The following is a 22,123-nucleotide window of genomic DNA, read 5'->3' as shown; positions in this document are numbered from 1 at the left end:
CGGGACCGTCGAGAACTGTGCTGTCCGAGTTGCCCATGAGTTTCCGCCGACACCGCCGTGCTCGGAAGCCTGGCAACGTTCTACCGCGACAACCACGCACTCATCGCCGCCGCCGTCACCGAAGCCCAACGCCAACACCGCGCCGGACACGCCACCCAGCAAGACGAACTCGCCACCGTCCGAGCCAAGATCACCGACACAACACCAAGATCGACCGCTACCTCACCGCGTTCGAGAACGGCACCCTGGACCCCGAAATGGTCAGCTCCCGAATCACCACACTGCGCGACACCATCCGACAACTCACCGCCCGCCGAGACGAACTCATCGCCACCATCGACAACGCCCCAACCCTGCCCACCCCCGCCACCCTGACCGATATCGCCGACCACATCACCACACTCATCACCACCGGCAGCGATCAAACCCGCAAAGCGCTCATCGAAACCGTGGTCGCCGAAATCAAGATCACCGGACCCGACACCATCGTCCCGGTCTTCCGAATCCCCCAACCCGCCCCGCCACACACCGCCCAAACGCCAGCGGGGCCCTGACCGGCGTAAAACCGCTGGCCAGCGCCCTGATGGGGACTGTAAGAACAACGGTGTAACTCCAAACTAGGAGTAGCACTTGATGTCTGATGTGATGGCGGCCGATGTGGTCGATACTGCTGCGGTGGCCAAGCGTAAGAACGCGGAGACATCGCCTGTGGATGCTGATCTGGTGGGCCAGTTGGTGGCCCAGGCCCGTGCGAGCGGGTTGCAGCTCTCCGGTGAGGGTGGGCTGCTGGCGCAGCTGACCAAGATGGTGGTCGAGTCCGCGCTGGACGGCGAGATCACCGATCACCTCGGCTACGACCACAGCGATCCCGCCGGACGCGGAACGGGGAACTCCCGCAACGGGACTCGCTCCAAGACGATCGTCACCGATGTGGGCCCTGTCGAGATCGACGTCCCGCGTGATCGGGATTCGAGCTTCGAACCGCAGATCGTGCGCAAGCGCCAGCGCCGTCTCGAGGGGGTGGAGAACATGGTGCTGTCGCTGTCGGCCAAGGGCCTTACGCATGGCGAGATCTGCGCGCATCTGCGTGAAGTGTATGGCGCCGAAGTGTCCAAGCAGACGATCTCGGTGATCACCGACAAGGTGATGGACGGAATGGCCGAATGGCAGAACCGTCCCCTGGACAGTGTGTATCCGGTGATCTTCCTGGACGCGATTCACGTGAAGATCCGCGACGGCAAGGTCGCCAACCGGCCGATCTACGTGGCATTGGCGGTGACTGTCGAAGGCACCCGCGAGATTCTGGGGTTGTGGGCCGGTGATGGTGGTGAGGGCGCGAAGTTCTGGCTCCAGATCCTCACCGAGCTCAAGAACCGTGGCGTCGCCGATGTGTGCATGCTCGTCTGTGACGGGCTCAAGGGCCTGCCCGAGGCGATCGGGCAGGTCTGGCCGGCCGCGGTAGTGCAGACCTGCGTCGTGCACTTGCTGCGGGCCTCGTTCCGGTATGCGGCCCGCCAGCACTGGGACGCGATCGCCAAGGCACTCAAACCGGTCTACACCGCACCGACGGAATCGGCTGCACTGGAACGATTCTGCGAGTTCACCGAGGCTTGGGACACGAAATATCCTGCCATCACCAAGCTCTGGGAAACCTCATGGCCGGAATTCGTGCCGTTCCTGGCGTTCGACACCGAGATCCGGCGAGTGATCTGCTCGACCAACGCGATCGAGTCGGTCAACGCCCGTATCCGCCGGGCGGTGCGAGCCCGCGGGCACTTCCCGAACGAGCAGGCCGCACTCAAATGCGTCTATCTGGCGATCATGAGCCTGGACCCCACCGGGACCGGACAGAAACGCTGGGTCACCCGTTGGAAAGCCGCACTGAACGCCTTCGACATCGCCTTCGACGGCCGCCTCACTGCAACACGGAAATAACCCCAACAACACCAGTTACACCGTTATCTAGACAGTCCCCCCTGATGAACCCGGTTCGGATTGATACTAATTTGGTGGACCTTGGGGGAGCTTACTATAACCCGAAACCGCAGGTAGAAGCCCTGGAAGTCCTGCGTCGGAAGCTTCCTGACCCCGCCACGTCTGGCCCGTCGCCCGCCGGTCGGCCCAAACCTGGCCGGGCCCGCCAATTGGGCACCGATGAGGTTCAGGACCTTATCGCGGGATATGAGGGTGGGGAGACGGTGTATCAGTTGGGTGCCCGGTTCGGTATCGAGCGGCGGACGGTCAGCGGGATCCTGCATCGGCACGGGGTGTCGATGCGTCGTCGGGGGTTGTCGCCGGAGCAGATCGATGAAGCGGTTCATTTGTACAAGTTGGGTTGGTCTCTTGTTCGGGTGGGGCAGCATTTGGGAGTCGCCCATACGACCGTGCTGGCCAAGATTCGTGAACGTGGGGTCCCCACGCGTGATGTCCATGGACGGCCGCGGGCATAAACCGGAGCAGCACCTACACCGACTGTGGATGCCGTTGCCGCAGGTCGGTGCTCTCGGCGGGGCACCATAAGGATGGGGCCGTTGACGACGAGCGGTTTTCATGGGGAACGTTGACGACTGACGCGGGATTCGGCTATCCGAAGTCGACGCGAATGCGTCATAAGGGACTCGCACCCCGAACCCGCTGTTATGGGGTTCGGGGTTCGTTCGCGTTCACGGCCGATCACCGGTAGTCGCTCCAACTGCCGTTTCGAGCTGCGGGTTGACATTGCCGCGGCCGATCACCGATATCGGGACCAGCTGGGTCCTGGTCGCGATGCGGCGACCGGGTTGAGGGTGAGGGGGATCCTCATGCCTATTTTCCAGAGCACTGCTATGCGTGAATCGGGGCGTTCGCGGGCTTCTCGGCTGAGTGTGCGAGAGAGTGTCGGCGCGAATTTTGTTCGAGGGTGGAGGTTATTCACTTGGCGGAGTTGGTGTCTGGGTAGTTCGGAGACTCGGGCGCCGACGACGTCCAGTCGTGCTGCTGCGTGCAGGAGGTAGGCTTCGATACCGTTTTCGGGGGGTACGGTGACGTCGAGGTGTGCGGCGATGGCTTCTTCCACGGTGTCGCGAAAGTCGGTGTCGGCGCCCCAGGTTTGCAGCGTTCGGGTGGCGATGTTGGCGCCGTGAACGGCGAAGCATGGGGCATCGGTGGGTGTGGGGCGGTAGCGGTCGGTGAGTGCGATGTCGTGCAGAAGGCATGCGACGTAGAGCAATTCGGGATCGTAGCTGCGGTGCTCGCGTTGAGCGAACAGGTCGCCGAAGTACCAGCATCGCAGACAGTGGTGGAGAAGTTCGGGCCCGTAGGTTTCGTTCGCGAATTCCTCGGCGCGTCGTGCACAGCTGCCGTCCGGAGGGTTGGTGTGAGCCTCCAGTGCGCTGTCGTGGCCGGTGAATCCCAGTGCGGCGCTGAGGCTGCCGGGTATTTCGCGGAGCTGGCTGAGCGCTGCGTGTCGAGCGAATGCGAACTTTTCTGTTCGGCTCAGATCGAGCCGGGCTTGCGGTTGTGGTCGCCTGTTCATGGGGCGATGTAGGCCTTTCGCTGGTGGGAAGCTGGTTGAGCCCGTGAAGCGGTGATATGGCATTGCCTCGCCGGTCGTAGCATCGGCCGCGCAGTCGCTGGTATGTCCACGCAATGCTGGGCAGTGCTGGTGTGGCCGAAGCTGTTGTGGTGGGAGGGGTTTCGATTTCTACAAATCTGGTGTGATCTCGGCGCGTGACGATGTCCCTGCCGGTGTCAGTCGTATGACGGGGATGTCTCGTCCGGTTGCTGCGGCGATTCGGCGGAACTTGGCGTAGGGCGCGAACACGGCACTTCCGAGGTGCCACAACCGCTCTCGCTCGGTGTCGTCGTGAACCACCGATGCGCGCATCGGTCGACCACCGAACCGGACGTCGGGGTTCTGCTGCAAGTTGTAGTACCAGGCCGGGTTGTTAGGTCGTGCGCCGTTGAGGGCGATGACGATCACCTGTTGGCCGTCGTGGAAGTACAGCACGAGGTTTTGTCGCGGCGCGCCGGTTTTGGCGCCTCGGGTCTCAAGGAGAGCGGTCGGGAGCATCAGTGGGAGCCCGAAACGCCCTCCGGTCGCGGCCGTTACATGCGCGTCGAGCTTCCAGAACAGGTGCGGCATGACACGTCGTACCGGTTCCGAGCCGATGAACCCGGCGTAGCCGCGGTAGAGCCGGCCTCGAGGTCGGTAGGGATCGACATATCTGGGTTCGCGCCGTGTTGGCTGAGCTGCCGAAGATCGTCTTCGAACGTGCCGTCTGGCGAGCGGCGTCATGATCTTCATGCCGCTGGGGTGCTCGGATACCACTTCGATGGCGCCGAGCACGGTGTAGGAGCCGGTCAGAGCGACCATCGCGGCAGCCGCGCGTGGCGGCACGTCGTTTCGTAGGAGATGGGCGATGCCGGTGAGTGTGTCGGCGATGTCGACGGCCAACGCGAACCGCTTCCAGCGGTGGCGTTCTCGTGCGTCTCCGGTGAGATATCCCAATCCCATGACCATCGCGCGGGCACCGTAGATTCTCGTCATGTAGGTGAGCTCCGGCGGACCAGCTACGCCGACGAGTCCGGCGAACCGATGTGGTGCTGCCAGAGACATCACCGCCAGGGCCATCCGGCCGATCGCCATCACGTTCGGTGTGCTGGTCGCAATGCCGGTGTCGTCGATGTCGCTGGTGGCGACTGTCCGGATGGCGGACATGCTTGCCCCATTCCCATTTCGGTGTAGTGGTGGTGTTGATTGCTGGACAGCGTTTTTCGGGCGACCACATCGAGCGATGTGGGGGTAGGAGCGGGCGCGGTCACGACTGCTGTTTTCGGTGCGGGTATGTGGTCCGGGCTCGGGATTGTGCTTGTGGAGCGGTTTTCGCGGGCAGGCTGTGGGGCAGCGAGTGGTCGGCGGTCGCGACGTCGTCGAGGACTTCGTGGAAGTGACGGGGTGTGAGGTCGGCGAGGGGTGCGGCCCGGTGTGGATCGACCGTGTAGTCGTGTTCGTTGGCGCTGCCCAGGTATCGGCAGAATGCGTAGGTCTGGCCCGTCGCCGCAGAGGCGAGCGCTGCGTCGAGGCGGGGTGTGGTCAGCGGGCTCGGCACGATCAAGCGTCGGCGGCCGAGCCGTGCGGCGATCGCGCGGATGAGCTGTTCGTGGGTGGGTTCGGCACTGGCCGGAGCGTCGAGGACTCGACCGGCGAGATCTGCACGGGTGCCCGCCGCGATGATCGCCTCGGTGATGGTGTCGGGGTCGATGACCGCGACCCGGTTCGACCGCCACGGACCGAGCGGGATGATCGGAAACCGTTGTACCAGGCGGAGATACGGCAGCAGTCCCCGGGAACCGGTGTCGGCCACGATGCCCGCCCGCAGCATTGTCATGCCCGGTAGGCCGTCGCGCAAGATCTGCTCCACCAGGAGCCGGTTGCGTTGATACCTCGGCGGCGCGATTCCCTCGGGCGGGGCCAGAGTGGTGAAGAAGACGCCGCGTGGGAGACCGGTTCGCCGGGCTGCCTCGACGAATCGGTGCGCGGCGGTGATGTCGTGGTGATCGGTGCGGTTGTCGGTCGCGTCCAGGGCGTGCACGAAGTAGAACGCGACATCGATATCGGCTAGGGCTTCGTCGAGCCCGGTCCCCGCGACGACATCGCCGGTTACCACCTCGTGTAACTCCGGTATTGCTCTGTTCGGGTCGCGGGCCAGGCCACGGATGAGATGACCGTGGCCCGCCAACCGGCGGGCCACGTTGCCGCCGTTGTATCCGCTCGCGCCGACGATGAGAGCCTTCATTTCCGAACGTCCTTTCCCGCCGGTCGATTGCGTGGCGGTGACGTCGCGATCGTGTCGCCCGAATCCTCTTGTGTCCTTGCCCGTTTACGTTCCAGGCGTAAAGCGCTGACGCCGAGGCGGGGAGCGGCGAGCAGTACACGGAACTGGGCCCACCGAGATGAGCGGGGCCGCACGTTCAGATGCACAGACATCCGGTGGTGGATCACCAGGCCGTCCCGGAAGGTCCAGATCTCGGTACCGACCACGGTGCCTCGGCCATCGAAGGTTCCGTCGAAGCTGAGGACCACGCAGTTGTCGGTGGCGCACTGCAGGTGCTTGCGCACGCTGAACCGATGCTTGCGCCAGAGGTCGGCCATCAGCGTCGCAGCAGGCCGGATCGCGGCGAGGCCGTCATGGTGTTCGCGGGCGCCGTCGACGATCCAGTCGACCACCGCGTCAGTGTGGTACAGGGCTAGCCACTCCTCGGCCGCTGCGAGGTTGGTCAACCGCTGTGCCTCCGCTGCGAACGCGGTCCCATCAATGACCGCGCCATCCTCGATCGTCGTGTCGTCGTGTGTTGATGCAGACATTCGTACTCCCTCTCGACAGTGGCGCCTGCGCCCCGGACCTGAAAGCCGCAGCGCGCCAGCCAATTCGAAGTTGAATGACGGTCCGTTCAGGTCATCCGGAGACACGGTAACATAAGAAATAGAAGTAAAGATAAGATTTAGTACTACGATTCGGTTTTCTCTTCGCCTGATACGGTCGGGGAGTGGCGCGACGAACGTATGAACAGTTCTGCGGCCTGGCGCATGCGCTGGACGTGGTTGGTGAGCGATGGACGCTGCTGATCGTGCGGGAGCTGATGTCGGGCCCGAAGCGGTACTCCGACCTCACCGCGGCGCTCGACGGCATCGGCACCAGCCTGCTCGCCACGAGGGTCCGTCAGCTCGAAACCGACGGTATCGCCCGGCGCAGGCTCGGCGACCCGCCCGCCGCGTCGGTGGTCTACGAACTCACCCCTACCGGCCGCGAATTGGCCCGGGCCGTGATCCCGCTGGCACTGTGGGGCGCCCGGCACTACATGAGCGACGAACGAGCGCCGCAGGAGAGCCACCGACCGGAGTGGGCGCTGGTATTCCTCGCCGACGGCCTCGACCCCTCAACACTGGCCGGCATGACCGCCGACTACGACTTCCACATCGACGGCAGCACCGCCCGCCTGCGGATCGCCGCCGGACAAGCCACCGTCACGAACCCGAGCGCGGCCCCTGCCGACGCCGAACTGACCTCCGATGCAGCCACGGTCGCCGCCATCGCCGGTGGACGGACCACCATCGCCGCCGCCGTCACCAACGGACAACTCCGGGTCGAAGGAAACCCCGAAGCGCTGCAAACCCTGCTATCGCTGCTCGACACGCAGCTGAACAGCTATCGCAACCAAATCAGCGGCCCAGGACATCAACCCGCGCCGACCGAGGGATAAGCACTCACCGACACGAAGCCACACCAGCCGAAGCCAGGCGAACAACGCAACGCCTCGCAGACGCCAGTCGCTCCACCACGCCTGTCGTGATCTGCTACGGCGTCCGCGAAAGCTGCTGATCTGCATAAACTTTCAGAGATCTGGATCTGGAGCGCCGGACACGCCAGAGAACGTTTATCCAATCCGGCATGAATACTCCATCGACCACGATGCACTGATCGACGCTGATCTCGACCGGGATGAACCGTCGACTTATCCGAGTGGCAGCGGTTCGTGGTTGGGGTCAGCTGCCCGTAGCGTGTCGCAGGAGGCCGGGCGTTGTACCGCGGGTGCGCCACTCGCCAGCGTCAGCTACTCAACCGAGCGTTTTCTTCTCGGCTTTGTCTCGCCGATGGCCACATCACTGGTCACGAGGTGTGACCAGAACCTCTAATGCAACACCAGCCCCAGCAATCACAAAACTCGCGGGAATAGAACACAAAAACAGTCACTGCACAGCTGAAACGCTCCTGTCTACGTTATTGCGTAGAGGCGCTTCTGCGTTGAAAAAGCACGTCAGAGCATAAAAAACGAATTCCTGGTGGACCTTGGGGGAGCTTACTACAACACGAAAATGCAGGTAGACACCTTGGAATCCCTGCGCCGGAAGCTTCCCGACCCCACCACACCCGCCCCACCGTCCGCCGGTCGACCCAAACTCAGCCGGGCCCGCCAACTCGGCGCCGATCAGGTCCAGGAACTCATCGCCGGATATAAAAGTGGAGAGACGATGTACCAGCTGGGTGCCCGGTTCGGCATCGAGCGGCGAACGGTCAGCAAGATCCTGCACCGGCACGAGGTGCCGATGCGCCGCCGGGGCTTGTCCCTCGAGCAGACCGATGACGCCATCCACTTGTACCATCTCGGCTGGTCCCTCGCCCGCGTCGGCCAACACCTGGGCGTCGAACACACCGCGGTGCTGGCCAAACGTCGCCAACGCGGCATCCCTACACGTGACACCCACGGACGACCACGCGCATAGACCCAACAGCATCGACACAAGAGAATTGCTCCTCGAGCGATGAGGGTTCTATGGCGGCCACGATGGCTCCTGCCTCACCGTGTAAGCCGGACAGCCTGTTCTGCAACGTGCGGTGCTCGACATCCGGCAAGGACGACGGGGACCGACCGACCCCCTGTCGCGCTGATCGCGCTCGGCGCGTTGCCAGCGGATCTGGATCCGGGCAAGGCCACGATGAATCACTCGCCGTTGGCCGTTTTCGACGAATCGGTATTCTCGGACGCAGTCTGATCATTCGTAATCGTCGATGCCAGCCGTGAAAAGGCCTGGGATTACCTGGGTTTCACCGACGATCCGGATGCCATCCGATCATTCGACCTCGACGGACGCGCACTCGAGGCGCTGGCCACACCGGGCCACGATGCCGCCGCGGTGACCTGCTACGACCCCGATCAGCCACGTCCTCGGCTGCCACATCGAGATGACTCAACCATCTGCACACCATCGGAGCCGCCCTCGACAGCGCGGGAACGACACCGTCCCGCGTGGTCCGCGGCGACTTCAGCCTCTGGCCGGTGCCCTGAGGAACCGGCACTACCCCAGCGCCGCCCAGGCGCTCCCGGTCAGGCTCGGCATCCAGGCGGCCTGGCGGCCCAGCCCGATCGCCGCGGTCCGCACGGCCGAGCCCAGCGAGGAGACGTCCACCTCGCCCAACGTCGTGCTGATCGACAACCCGGCGATCGGCTTGCCGGTGCCGTACGCGATCGGCGCGGCCGCGCAGGCGACACCAGGTCCGGATTCCTCTGCCTCGTAAGCGATTCCGGTTTCGCGGATGGTGTCCAGTTCCTCGCGCAGGCGCCCCGCATCGGTGATCGTGCGCGGCCCCAGCGGCCGCAGCCCGGTCTCGACGACCCGATCGATGGCCTCGTTGCCGGCGAAGGCCAGCAGCGCCTTCCCGACAGCCGTGGCGTACGCCGGCAGCCGGCCACCCACCCGCGAACCCAACGGCGGGGGGGTGCGGCTGCGCAGCTTGGTCACGTAGACCACATCGGTCCCGTCGAGCACGGCGAGGTGCACGGTCTGCCGGGTCGCGCTGCGCAGGTCGGACATGCTGGCCAGGGTCAGCCGGCGCAGTTGCTGCGGTCGGGCGGCCCGCTCGCCCAGTTCGAAGAATCGCAATCCGATCCGGACGTCCTGCCCGGCGGGCTCGAGGAACTTGTACTCGACGAGCTCCCGGACGATGCGCGAGACGGTCGACGCGGCCAACCCGGTCCGGCGGGCGAGTTCGCGGATGCCGAGCCCGTCGTCGTCCGGCCCGAACGCCTCGAAGATCAGCGACACCCGCCCGATCATGGACGGCGGAGTGTTCCGCTCAATGGCACACATGCTAGAAACTCTGAAGGTCAGGGCCGCAGGATGTCAACCGACGACCAGCCATCCCAGGGAGATCTCACGTGAGCGCACAGCTCGGCCCCGGCGAGCGCGCCGATGCCGCCCGCCTGCTGCTGAAGGCCTACGAATCCGGTGTGCCGGTCGATCCGTTGACCGTCACCCATCCCGGCCTGACCGTCGAGGACGCCTACGACGTGCAGCTTCGCCAGGTCGCGGAGTGGACTGCGGCGGGTCGGAAGATCGCTGGGCACAAGGTCGGGCTGACCTCCGCGGCGATCCAGCGGCAACTCGGCGTTGATTCCCCCGACTACGGCCACCTGTTCGCCGACATGTTCCACCTGGACTCGCAGCCGATCACCGCGGGCACGTTCCTGAGCCCGCGGATCGAGCCGGAGATCGGCTTCGTGCTGGGCAAGCCGCTAGCCGGGCCGGGTGTGACCGTCGCCGACGCGCTCGGCGCGATCGCTTACGTGGGCGCGTCTCTGGAGATCATCGACTCGCGGATAGCGGATTGGAAGATCACGCTGCCGGACACGATCGCCGACAACGCGTCGTCCGGCGGGGTTGTCCTCGGTACGACGCCGGTCCCGCTCGCGGGTCTGGACCTGCGTACCACCGGGGTCGTGTTGCGGCGCAACGGCCGGATCGTGCGGACCGGCGCGGGTGGCGCCGTGCTCGGCTCGCCGGTCAATGCCCTGGTCTGGCTGGCCAATACCGTCGGCGCACTCGGCGTGCGGCTCGAAGCCGGTTCGGTCGTGCTGCCCGGCGCGCTGACCGCCGCCGTCGATGTCGCGCCCGGCGACACCGTCACCGCCACCTTCGCCCAGCTCGGCAGCGTCACCGCGACGTTCGCCGCACCGTCCGAGGAGGACTGAATGTCCCGACCCACCGCCGCGATCTGGCCCGCGCCCGCACACTCGGCGTCGAGGCTCGCCGCCGCGGAAGAGGTGCTCGCGCCGATCACTCCGCGGGTGCCCGTCGCCGATCGTGCCGGGATCGTGCCGGGTCGCTACGGCGTCTACAACTCGTTCCTGCTGCACGCCGAACAGGCGGCCGAGCGCTACGGTGTGCCCGCGTACCAGATCCTCAGGCGGGTCGGCGAGCGCGGTTACGTCGGCGGCCAGGAGGACATGATCATCGACGTGGCGATCGGGCTACGGGACGAGCTCGGCATCAAGGAGAACGCATGACCTGGGACATCGATACCGCCGCGGCCGTACTGCTCGAGGCGGAGCGGCAACGGCGCGACCGCGGCCCGCTCACCGATGAGTGGCCGGAGCTCGACCTCGACACCGCTTATCGGGTGCAGCGGCGGCTGATCGAGAAGAAGGTCGAGGCGGGCGAGAAGATTATCGGCGTCAAGCTGGGCCTCACCTCCCGCGCCAAGCAGGCACGGATGGGCATCACCTCGCCGCTGACCGCGGTGCTCACCGACGGCTACGTGCTCGAGGCCGACGTCCCGATCCCGCTCGACGCGCTCATTCACCCGCGGGTGGAGCCGGAGATCGTGTTCGTGATGGGCAAGCGCCTCGAGGGGCCGGGCATCACCGCGGCCACCGCGCTCGACGCCGTCGAGAGTGTCCATGCCGGACTCGAGATCATCGATTCCCGCTACATCGATTTCAAGTTCACGCTGCCGGATGTCGTGGCGGACAACGCGTCCTCGGCCCGCTTCGTGGTCGGCGGGAAGGCCTTGTCGCCGAAGGATCTCGACCTTGCGCTCGAGGCCTGCGTGCTCACCGTCAACGGTAGCGTCGTCGACAGCGCCACGGGCGCGGCCGTGCAGGGCCACCCGGCGGAGGCGCTCGCGCTGGCGGCCAATGCGCTGGCAGCACGCGGCGAGGCGATCGAGGCCGGGCAGCTCGTGCTGACCGGCGGCCTGACCGATGCGGTGTTCGTGCACGCCGGCGATCAGATCGGCGCGGAGTTCACCAACCTCGGCTCGGTGTTCGTCACCGCCGCATGATCACGGACCCGGCCTGTCGCTCCCGCTGCCGAGGTCCTGGCCGGAGCTGACTCGGGCGTGCGACACGGTGGTTTGATGATTGCGACGACCGGAGGAGCACGATGACGGAAGGGCAGGCACACGGACGCTCGGTGACCAGCAAGGTCACCGCCCTGCTGGACGCGTTCGGCCCGGGTTCGCCGCAGCTGACCCTCAACGAGCTCAGCGCGCGTACGGGTCTGCCGCTGTCGACCGCGCACCGGCTGGTCACCGAGCTGGTCGAGTGGGGCGGGCTCGAACGATGCGAGGGGGCCGGGTACCGGATCGGCCTGCGAATGTGGGAGATCGGCTCGCTCGCACCGCGCGGCGAGTCCCTGCGCGATGTCGCCCTTCCCGTGATGCAGGACCTCTACGAGGGCACCAAGGAGAACGTGCATCTCGCGGTCCGGCAGGACACCCAGGCCCTCTACCTCGACAAGATTCACGGCCCGGACGCGCTCGCGGTCAAGTCCCGCCGCGGCGGCCGGCTTCCCCTGCACGCCACCGGCGTCGGCAAGGTGCTGCTCGCCTACGCACCGGACGACCTGCGCGCCCGGCTACTGGCCGGAGAATTGCCCAGGTACACCCGGCACACCATCGTCGAGCCCGGCCGCATCGCCCGCATGCTCGACGAAGTGCGCAGCACCGGCATCGCGTTCGCGTACGAGGAGCTCACGGTCGGTTCACTGTCGGTGGCCGCACCCATCCGCGACGCCTCGGGTGAGGTCGTGGCCGCTCTGGATGTCGTCCTGCACACCGCGGGCGGGCGCCCCGACCGGCTGGCACTCGCGGTCCGGACCGCCGCCATCTCCATCTCCCGGGCCCTGCGCGACCGGCAGGTCGGCCTGCGCGAGTGAATATGCGGCGCGTTCCCGTTCAACGGGAACGCGGCCTTTCCCCGGACCGGTGTCGACTGTGACAGTGGCCACACCAACGAAGGGAAAGGTCAGCAATGACAAGCACTGCCACCCCTGGGCCCTCGCCGGAACAGCAGGCGGAGATCGACCGTTACCTGCAGACCTACCGCGAGATGGCGGGCTTCGTCCCGCCCCGGATCCAGTCCCGGTTCGACCGGCTGGGCCCGACGAACCCGGAACTGCTGCTGGCGCAGGAGAAGGTCCGCAATCTCATCACCTACACCGACGCGCTGGACCAGAAAACGGTGCAGCTCATCCTGTTCGCCGTGCTCTCGGTCCAGTTGCGGGACGCGGCGAAGATCCACGGCCACGCCGCGCGGCGCGCCGGTGCGAGCTGGGAGGAGCTACAGGCGGCGATCGACCTCGCCTACCTGTTCGGCGGCGTGTCGATCGCGAACCACGCACCGTCGATCCTCGAGGGCGTCGCGGAGCTGGAGGCCAAGGCGGCGGCCGAGGAGGCCACGACCCGATGACCGACCACCCGGAACCGATCTACGACATCGCGCAGCTCGGGCACGCCGAACTCCGAACCCCGGACCTCGCGGCATCGGTCGCGTTCTTCACCGAGATCTACGGGCTCACCCTCGTCGGTGAAACCCCTGGTGCCGCGCACCTGCGGGCCTGGAACGACGACGTGCTGTCGTCTCTGACCCTCACCGCCCACGACGAGCCCGGTCTGGGCCACCTGGGCTGGCGGGCGACGAGCCCGCAGGCGCTGCGGCGGCGAGTCGCGGCGCTCGAGGCACACGGCATTCGGGGGCAGTGGCACGACGGCGACTTCGGCCACGGTGCGGCCTACCGGTTCGTGAGCGTCGGAGGGCATGTCCAGGAGGTCTACTTCGATACCGAGAAGTATGTGCCGACCCCGGATACCGCTCCGGCACTGCCCAACCAGCCGCAGAAGTACGAACCGCGTGGTGCCGCGGCCGCCCACATCGACCACATCAACCTGCTGGTCCCCGACGTCGCCGCGGCGTCTCGATTCCAGCAGGAGACGCTCGGGTTCAAACTGCGCGAGCGGCTCACCCCGGCGGGCCGGGACGAGGTCGGCGCCTGGCTGTCGGTCATGACCAAGGCCCACGACCTGGCCCTGACCAAGGAGCCCGCGCCCACCCAGGGCCGCCTGCACCATCTCGCCTACGCGGTCCCGGAGACCTCGGACGTGATCCGCGCGGCGGACGTTTTCCTGGAGAACGACGTCTTCATCGAGTTCGGCCCCGCCAAGCACTCGCGGACCCAGGGCTTCTTCCTCTACGTCTACGAGCCGGGCGGTAACCGCGTCGAGGTCTTCACCGGAGGCATCCACATCTTCTCGCCGGACTTCGAGACAGTCACCTGGGAGACGGAGTCGCAGGGCAGGGGGACCGCGTGGGGAATGCCGGTGCCCGAGTCCTTCCACCGCCACGCCACACCCCCGTACGCCGAGGTGCCGGCATGACCGAGCTGACGGCAAGTTATGTCACCCTGCACGGCGGAGGGTTCACCGATCCCGCCCGCACCCCGTTCGCCGCTCGTGCGGCCGCGGCCGCGAAGGCCGGGTTCACCGGGATCGGTGTGCAGCTCGCGGATCTGGCACGCACCGGTGGCGCGGCCGTGATCGCTGATCGGGCCGTGGCCGTCACCGAGGCCGAGTTCCTCGGCGGCTGGGTCTTCGCGCAGGACCCGGAGGTGCCGTCGCCGTCGGAGGAGCTGCTGGTCGACCTCGCGCGGGTCGCGGGGCCGCTTCGGGTCACGTCCGGGGAATTCGCGGCCGGGCCCGTCGATCCGGGCCGCGCGGCAGACGCTCTCGCGGCACTCGCGAACAGGCTCGTGCCGCACGGCATCACCCTTGCCGTCGAGGCCTTCGCCTGGGGCGCCATCCGCGACTATCCGACGGCGCTGGAACTCGTGCGGCGCAGCGGTGCCGCCAACGCCGGGCTCATGATCGATGTCTGGCACTGGTTCGCCACCGGATCGGATATCGCGCAGCTGCGCGATATCGACCCGCGCGAAATTGCCGGGGTCCAGCTCAACGACGGGCCCCGCACGAGTCCTGATGATCCCGAAATACTGCACCGGGCCCGCAATACGCGGTGGCTACCCGGTGCTGGCGAGCTTCCGGTGCGGGAGCTGGTCGGCGTCCTCCACGAGGCGGGCTACACCGGCCCGTACTCGGTAGAGGTCAACTATCGCGGATTCCGCGAGCTGCCCGTCGAGGAGGCCGCGCGTGCGGCCTACGACACCTCGATCGGGATCCTGAACGGCCGCTGACCGGCGAGCTCGTCATCTCGAACACAAAGGAGTGTTTCGTGTCTCATCCTCAGGAGACTGTAAAACCAAGGCAGACACCGGGAAAGGCCGCGCTGGCGTCCTTCCTCGGCAGCCTGGTCGAATACTATGACTTCTTCATCTACGGGTCGGCCTCGGCGCTGGTGTTCGGCCACGTCTTCTTCCCCAAGGCCAGCGCCACGGCGGGTACGCTCGCCGCGCTCGCGACCTTCGCCGTGGCCTATGTCGCCCGCCCGGTCGGATCGTTCTTCCTCGGTCACTTCGGCGACCGGATCGGCCGCAAACGAGTCCTGATCACCACCCTCGCGCTGATGGGCGGCTCGACGTTCGCCATCGGCTGCGTGCCCGGTTACGCCTCCATCGGCGTGGCCGCGCCGATCCTGCTGGTACTGCTGCGGATCCTGCAGGGCCTGTCCGCCGCCGGCGAGCAGAGCGGCGCGAGCTCGATGACGCTGGAACACTCGCCCGAGGGCAGGCGGGCGTACTTCACCAGCTTCACCCTGTCGGGCACCCAGGCCGGGCTCGTCGTCGCCACCCTGGTGTTCATCCCGGTCGCCGCGCTGCCCGAGTCCGCCCTCTACAGCTGGGGCTGGCGAATCCCGTTCTGGGCCAGCGCGATCGCGGTGTTCCTCGCGATGGTGGTGCGCCGGAGCCTGCACGAGCCACCGACCTTCGAGCAGCTCAAGCAGGAGCGGGAGATCGTCAAATTCCCGCTGGGAGTGTTCATCCGGCATTACTGGCGGTCGTTCCTGCGGATCGTGCTCTGCCACCTGTACGGCACCATCTCCACCGCCGTCACCGTGTTCGGCCTGTCCTACGCGGTGAGCCAGTGGCACATCACGCGCTCGTCGATGCTGTGGACGATCGTGCTCGCCAACATCGTTCAGGTCGCGACCATCCCGGCGTGGGCGAAGCTGTCCGACCGGATCGGGCGCCGCCCGGTGTTCGCGGCAGGAGCAGTGGGCTGCGCGGTGTCGGTATTCGCCTACTTCGCCGCGATCACCAGCGGCAACTGGCTGCTCGTCGCCGCGGCGTCGGTGCTGCTCAGCTCGGTCTGCTACGCGGGGCCGAACGCCGTCTGGCCCGCCATGTACGCGGAGATGTTCGACGCCCGGGTCCGCTACACCGGTCTGGCCGTCTCCACCCAGTTCGCCAACCTCGCCCTCGGGTTCCTGCCCGCGATCGCCGCGATCCTGATCGGCACCGGAACCTTCGGCTGGGTGCCGATCGCGGTGCTGCTCGCCACGGCCTGCCTGATTGCCGCCGCGGCCGCGTTCGCCGGAGGAGAGACAGCGCACATTCCGCTGCGAGACCTCGGACATGTTTCCCGGGTGACGACCACACCCGTGCGAGCCGAGGCCGCGCCCAGCGCCTCCTGAAATCCCTTCGAAAGGAAAGCAACATGCGGCACGGCCGCCTCCTGATCATGAATGGTCCGAACCTCAACCTGCTCGGTACCCGCCAGCCCGAGCTCTACGGCACCGACACCCTTGCCGACGTCGAGCGGATCGCCGGTGGCAGGGCTGAGGAACTCGGGTACCGGGCCGACTTCTTCCAGAGCAACTCCGAGGGTGCGCTGATCGACCGGCTGCACGAAGCACGGGGCAACACCGACGGCGTCGTCCTCAACCCCGCTGCGTTCACACACACCTCGGTGGCGCTGCGGGACGCGCTGCTCGCCGCTGAACTGCCGGTCGTCGAGGTGCACATCAGCAACGTGCACAAGCGCGAGGAGTTCCGGCACCGTTCCTACGTCTCCGACATCGCCGAGGCCGTGATCGTCGGGGCGGGGATCCGGGGGTACGTGTACGGGGTCGAGTGCCTCGACCGGGCACTTCAGCTGCGCGAGTCAAGGAGCACGGTGTGAACGACCCGCTACGAGTCGGCTTGATCGGCGCCGGCATCGGACCGTCCTTTTCCCCCGCGCTCCACGAACGCGAGGCCGCCGCCCTCGGCATCTCCTACGAGTATCGGCTCTGGGACCTCGATGTCCTCGGCATTGCTCCCGAAGACATCGCCAAGCTGCTCCAGCGTGCCCGCGACGAGGGGTATCGCGGGCTCAACATCACTCACCCGTGCAAACAGCTCGTGATCCCGCACCTCGACCGGCTCTCGCCCGACGCCCAGGCCATCGGCGCGGTGAACACCGTCGTCCTCGACGACACCGGGATGACCGGGCACAACACCGATTGGCAAGGCTTCCGCGCGGGTTTCCTCGAGGGTCTCCCGGAGGTCGCGTGCGAGCACGTCGTGCTTCTCGGCGCCGGTGGTGCGGGTGCGGCCGCCGCGCATGCCCTCCTTTCGCTCGGCACAGCCCGCCTCGACGTGCTCGACGTCGACTTGGGCAAGGCGGAGGATCTTGCCGCCGCGCTCACCGCGCGCTTCGGGACCGGACGAGCCGTGGCCGGCCACCCACATGACGTCGCCGAGCACCTCTGTTCGGCGGACGGTCTGGTACACGCGACCCCGACCGGCATGGCGGCACACCCTGGACTGCCCCTCGACGCGCGCCTGCTCCGCCCGGGCCTGTGGATCGCCGAGATCGTCTACATGCCGATGCGAACCGAACTCCTCCGCAACGCCCGCGCCGTCGGCGCGCGGCACCTCAGCGGCGGCCCGATGGTCGTCCACCAAGCCGCGGAGGCGATGCGCCTGTTCACCGGACTGACACCGGACGCGAGCCGGATGCTTCGTCACCTAGCCGAACTGGTGAGCCCCTGAACTGGGTGCGGCAGCTCACTGCTCGCACACGATCGACCGTCTCATCGCCTTCTCGGAACAGCGGCCGATCAGCCACGTCCTCGGCTGCGGTCCATGTGCAATCCGCAGCCAATGCTCGCTCATAGCCGCATATCGGTTGTTCAGCTGCTCGAAAAGTGCTGCATCGCAGCTCCTCTCGCGCCGTCATCAAGGGTGTTCGGTACGTTGCTGCCCTTGACCTATTCGCGGGCGGTGGGTATTCCGACCATCGTGTGCCGCGCTTGCGTCGGGCGTGCCGGGCGAGTGACCATATCCTTTGTCGGCGACATGGGGAGCTGCAGCCATACGACCTGCAGGCCGGTTGTACGACCAGGGCTTGCCTCCAGGCGGGACAGTGGAGGCATGACAATACCGATCAACGCTGCTACCCGATGGGGCGAACTCGAGATTCATAGCGTCCGCCGTGATCGCCCCGACGTCGACAAGATCGCGAAGGTACTCCTCGAACTGGCGCGAGACCGATAGCCGACAATCTCAGTCGTCGTGACGGCCTCACCAGGATCGATAGCGAAAGTCCACCGCAGCCGACGCGCCGGGGCGGGCACGGCAACTTGATCAAGACCAGATCCAGATGCTGCGAAGCGATCCGCCTCTACCGACTCGGCTGGTCCCTGGCACGAATCGGGAAACACTTCGCCGTCGATCCGACCACCGTCTTGAACCGCCTGCGCGAGCGCGGCGTCCGCACCCGCGACACACACAGGCGGGCTCGGTCCTGACATCAATCCACGACGACCAGCTGAGACCGCACTCGTGACGAGCACAGCTCGCAGTCGCGGTAGTGAAGTGTGCCATCGGACTTAATCAACACCGACGAACACGCACCTCGGTGCGCTTACTAGAACAAGAAAACAGCCACTGACCAGGCAATATGCGGTACCCGATCGAAGATGGCCTCATGTTCGAAAGGCGGAAAACCCCTGCTCAAGAGGACTTTCTGTATCGATTGGTGGGCTTAACGCTCCACAACCCCGAACACCCTGACGGCCGAAGGGCCAGCGATTCGAATCATGCCAGTGGGCACCCGGCGGGAGTGAGCGGGCGTGCACCGAGGCAGCGCTGGCATCCCGGCCCTCGAGTTCACACGGTGACAGGAGGGCGCTGTGCCGGGAGGATCGACAGGTGCGAGGGATGGGGCACCGGTACCGCGTCGACGAGTGCCCGGGTGTGCGGATGACTCGGAGCGGTGAACACCGCATCCACCGGCCCCACCTCGATCACCGAACCGGACCGCAGCACCGCCACCCGATCGGCCACCTGGTGCACAACGGCCAGATCGTGGCTGATGAACAGGCAGGCGAAGCCGAAGTCGCGCTGGATCTCGATGAACAGTGCGAGCACATCGGCCTGCACGGAAACATCCAGGGCACTGGTGGGTTCGTCGGCGATGAGCAGTCGCGGCCGCAGCGCCAGCGCCCGGGCCAGCGCGACCCGTTGCCGCTGCCCGCCCGAAAGCTGATGAGGGAAGCGGCCGGCGAGGGCGCCCGGCAGGCGCACCGCGTCGAGGAGTTCGAGCACCCGCTGCCGCCGCCCGGCCGCCGACCCCACCCGGTGGACATCCAGGGGTTCCCGGATACTGGCGGCGACGGTGAGCCGCGGATCCAGCGATGTCGCGGGATCCTGTTGCACGACAGCCATGTCGCGGCGCAGTGCGCGCTGCTGCCGCGGTGATATCGCGGCGAGGTCGTGCCCGTCGACCAGTACCCGGCCGCCGGTGACCGGTTCCAGCCCGATCGCGATGCGCCCGAGAGTGGTCTTGCCGGAACCGGATTCACCGACCAGCCCGAGCACCTCGCCCCGGCCGACGGCCAGGCTCACCGACTCGATGGCACGAAAGGCCGGGCGGCCGTGGCGTGCCGGATAGGTGAGCTCGACCGCGTCGAATTCGAGCAGGACCGGCATCTGCGGCGCGAAGCCTGCCGATGCCGGATCGCCGTGCTCCGGGAGTCGCGGCACGGCCGCCAGCAACGAGCGGGTGTAGGGATGTTCGGGTGTATCGAAAAGTGCATGCGTATCACCGGTTTCGACGATCTCGCCGCCGCGCATCACCACCACACGATCGGCGTGCTGGGCCACCACGCCCATATTGTGGGTGATGAGCAGGACTCCCATACCGGTGCGCTGCCGGATCCGGTCGAGCAGGGCCAGGATCTCGGCTTGTACGGTGACATCGAGCGCCGTGGTCGGTTCATCGGCGATGAGCAGATCCGGATCGCTCGCCAACGCCAGCGCGATCGCGACCCGCTGTTTCTGCCCGCCCGACAGCTGGTGTGGGAAATAGTCGACGCGCCGTTGCGGTTCGGGGATCTCGACCTGGGTGAGCAGATCTATCGCCGCGGCTCGGGCGGCCGTCGCAGAGATGCGGCGGTGCGCGCGAATCGCCTCGCGCAACTGCCAGCCGATCCGGCGTACCGGGTTCAGCGCGTTCTGGGGTTCCTGAAAGATCAACGCCGCCTTGGTTCCCCGCACCCGGTTCAACTCCGCGTCCGGTACCCCGAGGAGTTCGGTATCGTCGAGCCGGATCGACCCCTCGACGGTGGCACCGTCGGCATGCAGACCCAGGATCGCGCGGGCGGTGACGGACTTCCCGGACCCCGACTCACCGACGAGGGCGACGACCTCGCCGCGATCGACGTCGAGACAGATCCCGTCGACAGCGCGATTCCCAGGCCCGAAGCCGATACGCAATCCACGGACGGACAGCAGTGCAGTGCTCACGAGATACTCCTCGCCGATAGTGGTCAACGCCGCCGCGATCGGGCGGCCAGTGCCTGCGAGATCAGCAGGAGCCCGAGGACCAGGACGATCACCACGGCGAGCGGCCCGGCCACGAAAAATGGTGAATGATAGGAACTTTCGACCCCTTCCTTGATGAGGGAGCCGAGCGAGGGCGTCGGTGGTGTGATGCCGAGCCCGAGGAAGCTCATGGCACCCTCGACGAACACCCCGACCGACATGGCCAGCGCGAGCTGTACGGTCAGCGGTTCCAGGCAATTCGGCAGCACATGCCGGCGCAGGATCCAGTTCTCACCCGCGCCCAGCGCGCGGGCCGCCTCGACATAGGGCAGCTGCCGGACGGTCAGTACCGAGGTGCGGGTCAGGCGGCCGAACACCGGAATCTCGGCGAGCATCAGCACGGCGGCGATGGTCACCACACCCGGCCCGAGGACCATGGTCAACGCGATCGCCAGCACGATCGCCGGAAACGCCAGGATCAGATCGAAGGCGCGCTGGAGCACGGTGTCGACCCGGCGGAACCGGGTCGCGGCCAGACCGAGCAGGACACCGGCCGCCGCCCCGAGTGGCACCGCCACGAAGATCACGAGCAGATCGATCCGGGTGCCGTAGAGGGTTCGCGACGCGATATCGCGCCCCACCGAATCGGTGCCGAACAGATGCGCACCACTCGGATCGGCCAGGGTGGCGCCGGCGAACTGCCGATCGGGCGCATACGGTGCCAGCCAGGGCGCGAGCAGGCCGGCCAGCGCCACGATCACCACCAGGATCACTCCGATCAGTCCGCGGCCGGTACGCAGGGCGTCCCATCGGCTGTCCCGATCGGCGGCAGGTTCCGCGAGTGCGGTATCGATGCCGGTACTCATACCTGGTCTCCCAACCGGATTCGCGGATCGAGCCAGGCGTTGACCAGATCGGTCACCAGCTGGATGATCACGAAAAGCGCCACCGAGAACAGCAGCATCACCTGCACCACGGGGTAGTCGCGGTTCGCGATCGCACGTTCGATCAGATTGCCCAGTCCGGGCCAGGCGAAGATCGCCTCCACCAGCACGGTGCCGCCGAGCAGGTGTCCGATCTGGATGCCCAGCACCGTCACCGTGGCGGGCAGGGCATTGGGCAGGACCTGGGTGAGCACGATGCGCCGGCGCGGAATCCCGAGCGCCCGGGCGGTGGTGACATAGGGTTCGGCGAGCTGGCTGCGCAGCGATTCGGTGAGAAAGCGGGTCAGCGCGGCCGCGATCGGCAGCGCCAGGCAGATCGCGGGCAGGATCAGATACTGCGCCGAGATCCCGAGGTCGTCACCGAATCCCCGGCGCGGAATACCGCCGGCGGGCAGCACCATCCACACCACGCCGAACAGGACCACCAGAATCGCGCCTGTGACGAAGTTGGGGATCGCCACCGCCAGGGTGCCGAACGCGGTCACCGCGGTGTTGAGCCATCCCCGGTCGACGATCACCGAGACCGTGCTCGCGACGAAGGCGATGACGACCGCGAGTATCAGTGCCGTCGAAGCGAGGATCGCGGTATTGCCCAGCGCATCGCGCAGCAGCGTGCCGATATCGCCGCCGAGGACCAGCGAATGCCCGAGGTCGAAGGTGAGCATCCCGCCGATCCAGGTGACGTACTGGCTCAACTGAGATCCATTGAGGCCCAGTCGTTCCCGAATCGATTGCAGTGCCTCCGGTGAAGCGTTGGAACCGGCCAGAATCATCGCCGGATCACCGGGTACCAGGCGCAGCAGCGCGAATATGACCACCGAACCGATCGCCAGGACCGCCAGGGCGGACGGTATCCGCCGCAGACCGTAGTTCAGCATCG

Annotated in this window: 21 protein-coding genes and 1 pseudogene; 14 read left to right on the top strand and 8 right to left on the bottom strand. The window is 66.7% G+C overall.

Annotated elements, in window-relative coordinates; genetic code table 11:
• Nucleotides 1–257: 257 nt before the first annotated feature.
• Together NM2_RS36655 and NM2_RS36650 are read left to right on the top strand one after the other, a co-directional pair.
• Nucleotides 258–554: a hypothetical protein gene (locus NM2_RS36655; protein ID WP_067679020.1), complete on the top strand. Its 297-nt coding sequence runs from the start codon at nt 258–260 to the stop codon at nt 552–554.
• Nucleotides 555–645: 91 nt separating this feature from the next.
• Nucleotides 646–1,935 carry an IS256 family transposase gene (locus tag NM2_RS36650; RefSeq protein ID WP_084531945.1) on the top strand — a complete coding sequence of 430 codons (1,290 nt, stop codon included), beginning with the start codon at nt 646–648 and terminating at the stop codon, nt 1,933–1,935.
• A 796-nt stretch (nt 1,936–2,731) separates the two neighbouring features.
• On the opposite strand, the gene NM2_RS36640 is transcribed toward NM2_RS36650, so the two are convergent.
• The 4 genes from NM2_RS36640 to NM2_RS36625 form a co-directional block, all read right to left on the bottom strand.
• The gene (locus NM2_RS36640; RefSeq protein ID WP_067679014.1) at nt 2,732–3,514 is read right to left on the bottom strand and encodes an HD domain-containing protein; all 783 of its coding nucleotides are present in this window, start codon (nt 3,512–3,514) and stop codon (nt 2,732–2,734) included.
• Between the two features lie 168 nt (nt 3,515–3,682).
• Nucleotides 3,683–4,627, bottom strand: coding sequence for a nitroreductase/quinone reductase family protein (locus NM2_RS50420; protein WP_169816305.1), 945 nt, complete (start codon nt 4,625–4,627; stop codon nt 3,683–3,685).
• Nucleotides 4,628–4,799: 172 nt separating this feature from the next.
• Entirely contained in the window at nt 4,800–5,777 is a 978-nt protein-coding gene (locus NM2_RS36630; protein WP_067679011.1) for an NAD(P)H-binding protein, read from the bottom strand.
• Nucleotides 5,774–6,451 carry a nuclear transport factor 2 family protein gene (locus tag NM2_RS36625; RefSeq protein WP_157121574.1) on the bottom strand — a complete coding sequence of 226 codons (678 nt, stop codon included), beginning with the start codon at nt 6,449–6,451 and terminating at the stop codon, nt 5,774–5,776. The genes NM2_RS36630 and NM2_RS36625 overlap by 4 nt, the downstream gene beginning before the upstream one ends.
• A 77-nt stretch (nt 6,452–6,528) precedes the next feature.
• On the opposite strand from NM2_RS36625, the gene NM2_RS36620 reads away from it, so the two are divergent.
• Complete coding sequence (locus NM2_RS36620) at nt 6,529–7,242, top strand: winged helix-turn-helix transcriptional regulator (RefSeq protein WP_067679005.1); 714 nt, start codon at nt 6,529–6,531, stop codon at nt 7,240–7,242.
• A 613-nt stretch (nt 7,243–7,855) separates the two neighbouring features.
• Entirely contained in the window at nt 7,856–8,263 is a 408-nt protein-coding gene (locus NM2_RS36615) for a helix-turn-helix domain-containing protein (RefSeq protein ID WP_218026058.1), read from the top strand.
• A gap of 573 nt (nt 8,264–8,836) precedes the next feature.
• On the opposite strand, the gene NM2_RS36610 is transcribed toward NM2_RS36615, so the two are convergent.
• Entirely contained in the window at nt 8,837–9,628 is a 792-nt protein-coding gene (locus NM2_RS36610) for an IclR family transcriptional regulator (protein ID WP_067678999.1), read from the bottom strand.
• Between the two features lie 68 nt (nt 9,629–9,696).
• On the opposite strand from NM2_RS36610, the gene NM2_RS36605 reads away from it, so the two are divergent.
• The 10 genes and pseudogenes from NM2_RS36605 to NM2_RS36560 all read left to right on the top strand — a co-directional run bounded on the left by NM2_RS36605 (nt 9,697) and on the right by NM2_RS36560 (nt 17,524).
• Nucleotides 9,697–10,509 carry a 2-keto-4-pentenoate hydratase gene (locus NM2_RS36605; protein WP_067678995.1) on the top strand — a complete coding sequence of 271 codons (813 nt, stop codon included), beginning with the start codon at nt 9,697–9,699 and terminating at the stop codon, nt 10,507–10,509.
• A gap of 54 nt (nt 10,510–10,563) precedes the next feature.
• A pseudogene (locus tag NM2_RS36600) lies at nt 10,564–10,824 on the top strand (4-hydroxy-2-oxovalerate aldolase family protein); the annotation flags it as partial.
• Complete coding sequence (locus tag NM2_RS36595) at nt 10,821–11,600, top strand: 2-keto-4-pentenoate hydratase (RefSeq protein ID WP_067678989.1); 780 nt, start codon at nt 10,821–10,823, stop codon at nt 11,598–11,600. The pseudogene NM2_RS36600 and the gene NM2_RS36595, both read left to right, overlap by 4 nt.
• Nucleotides 11,601–11,701: 101 nt before the next feature.
• A complete protein-coding gene (locus tag NM2_RS36590) occupies nt 11,702–12,475 on the top strand; it encodes an IclR family transcriptional regulator (RefSeq protein ID WP_067678986.1) in 774 nt (257 codons plus the stop codon).
• 95 nt (nt 12,476–12,570) lie between these two features.
• Nucleotides 12,571–13,008 (top strand): carboxymuconolactone decarboxylase family protein, encoded by a 438-nt coding sequence (locus tag NM2_RS36585; protein ID WP_067678983.1) that lies wholly within the window; start codon nt 12,571–12,573, stop codon nt 13,006–13,008.
• On the top strand, nt 13,005–13,973 hold the full coding sequence (locus tag NM2_RS36580; RefSeq protein WP_067678980.1) for a VOC family protein: 969 nt from the start codon (nt 13,005–13,007) through the stop codon (nt 13,971–13,973). Before NM2_RS36585 ends, NM2_RS36580 begins: the two co-directional genes overlap by 4 nt.
• Complete coding sequence (locus NM2_RS36575) at nt 13,970–14,785, top strand: sugar phosphate isomerase/epimerase family protein (protein WP_067678977.1); 816 nt, start codon at nt 13,970–13,972, stop codon at nt 14,783–14,785. Before NM2_RS36580 ends, NM2_RS36575 begins: the two co-directional genes overlap by 4 nt.
• Before the next feature lie 38 nt (nt 14,786–14,823).
• Complete coding sequence (locus tag NM2_RS36570) at nt 14,824–16,182, top strand: MFS transporter (protein ID WP_067678974.1); 1,359 nt, start codon at nt 14,824–14,826, stop codon at nt 16,180–16,182.
• 23 nt (nt 16,183–16,205) lie between these two features.
• Entirely contained in the window at nt 16,206–16,670 is a 465-nt protein-coding gene (aroQ, locus tag NM2_RS36565) for a type II 3-dehydroquinate dehydratase (protein WP_067678971.1), read from the top strand.
• Nucleotides 16,667–17,524: a shikimate dehydrogenase gene (locus NM2_RS36560; RefSeq protein ID WP_067678968.1), complete on the top strand. Its 858-nt coding sequence runs from the start codon at nt 16,667–16,669 to the stop codon at nt 17,522–17,524. The genes aroQ and NM2_RS36560 overlap by 4 nt, the downstream gene beginning before the upstream one ends.
• Before the next feature lie 1,119 nt (nt 17,525–18,643).
• On the opposite strand, the gene NM2_RS36555 is transcribed toward NM2_RS36560, so the two are convergent.
• Genes NM2_RS36555 through NM2_RS36545 form a run of 3 tightly spaced genes read right to left on the bottom strand, consistent with a single transcriptional unit; the run spans nt 18,644 to nt 22,121 of the window.
• On the bottom strand, nt 18,644–20,281 hold the full coding sequence (locus NM2_RS36555) for a dipeptide ABC transporter ATP-binding protein (protein WP_067679041.1): 1,638 nt from the start codon (nt 20,279–20,281) through the stop codon (nt 18,644–18,646).
• A 23-nt stretch (nt 20,282–20,304) separates the two neighbouring features.
• Nucleotides 20,305–21,165, bottom strand: coding sequence for an ABC transporter permease (locus NM2_RS36550; RefSeq protein WP_067678965.1), 861 nt, complete (start codon nt 21,163–21,165; stop codon nt 20,305–20,307).
• The gene (locus NM2_RS36545; protein ID WP_067679038.1) at nt 21,162–22,121 is read right to left on the bottom strand and encodes an ABC transporter permease; all 960 of its coding nucleotides are present in this window, start codon (nt 22,119–22,121) and stop codon (nt 21,162–21,164) included. The genes NM2_RS36550 and NM2_RS36545 overlap by 4 nt, the downstream gene beginning before the upstream one ends.
• Nucleotides 22,122–22,123 lie beyond the last annotated feature (2 nt).

It is taken from the genome of Nocardia miyunensis NBRC 108239, assembly GCF_001613065.1.
Lineage (GTDB): Bacteria > Actinomycetota > Actinomycetes > Mycobacteriales > Mycobacteriaceae > Nocardia > Nocardia miyunensis.
Note: the sequence above shows the minus strand (reverse complement) of the source record. Positions and strands in the feature narration are given on the sequence as shown.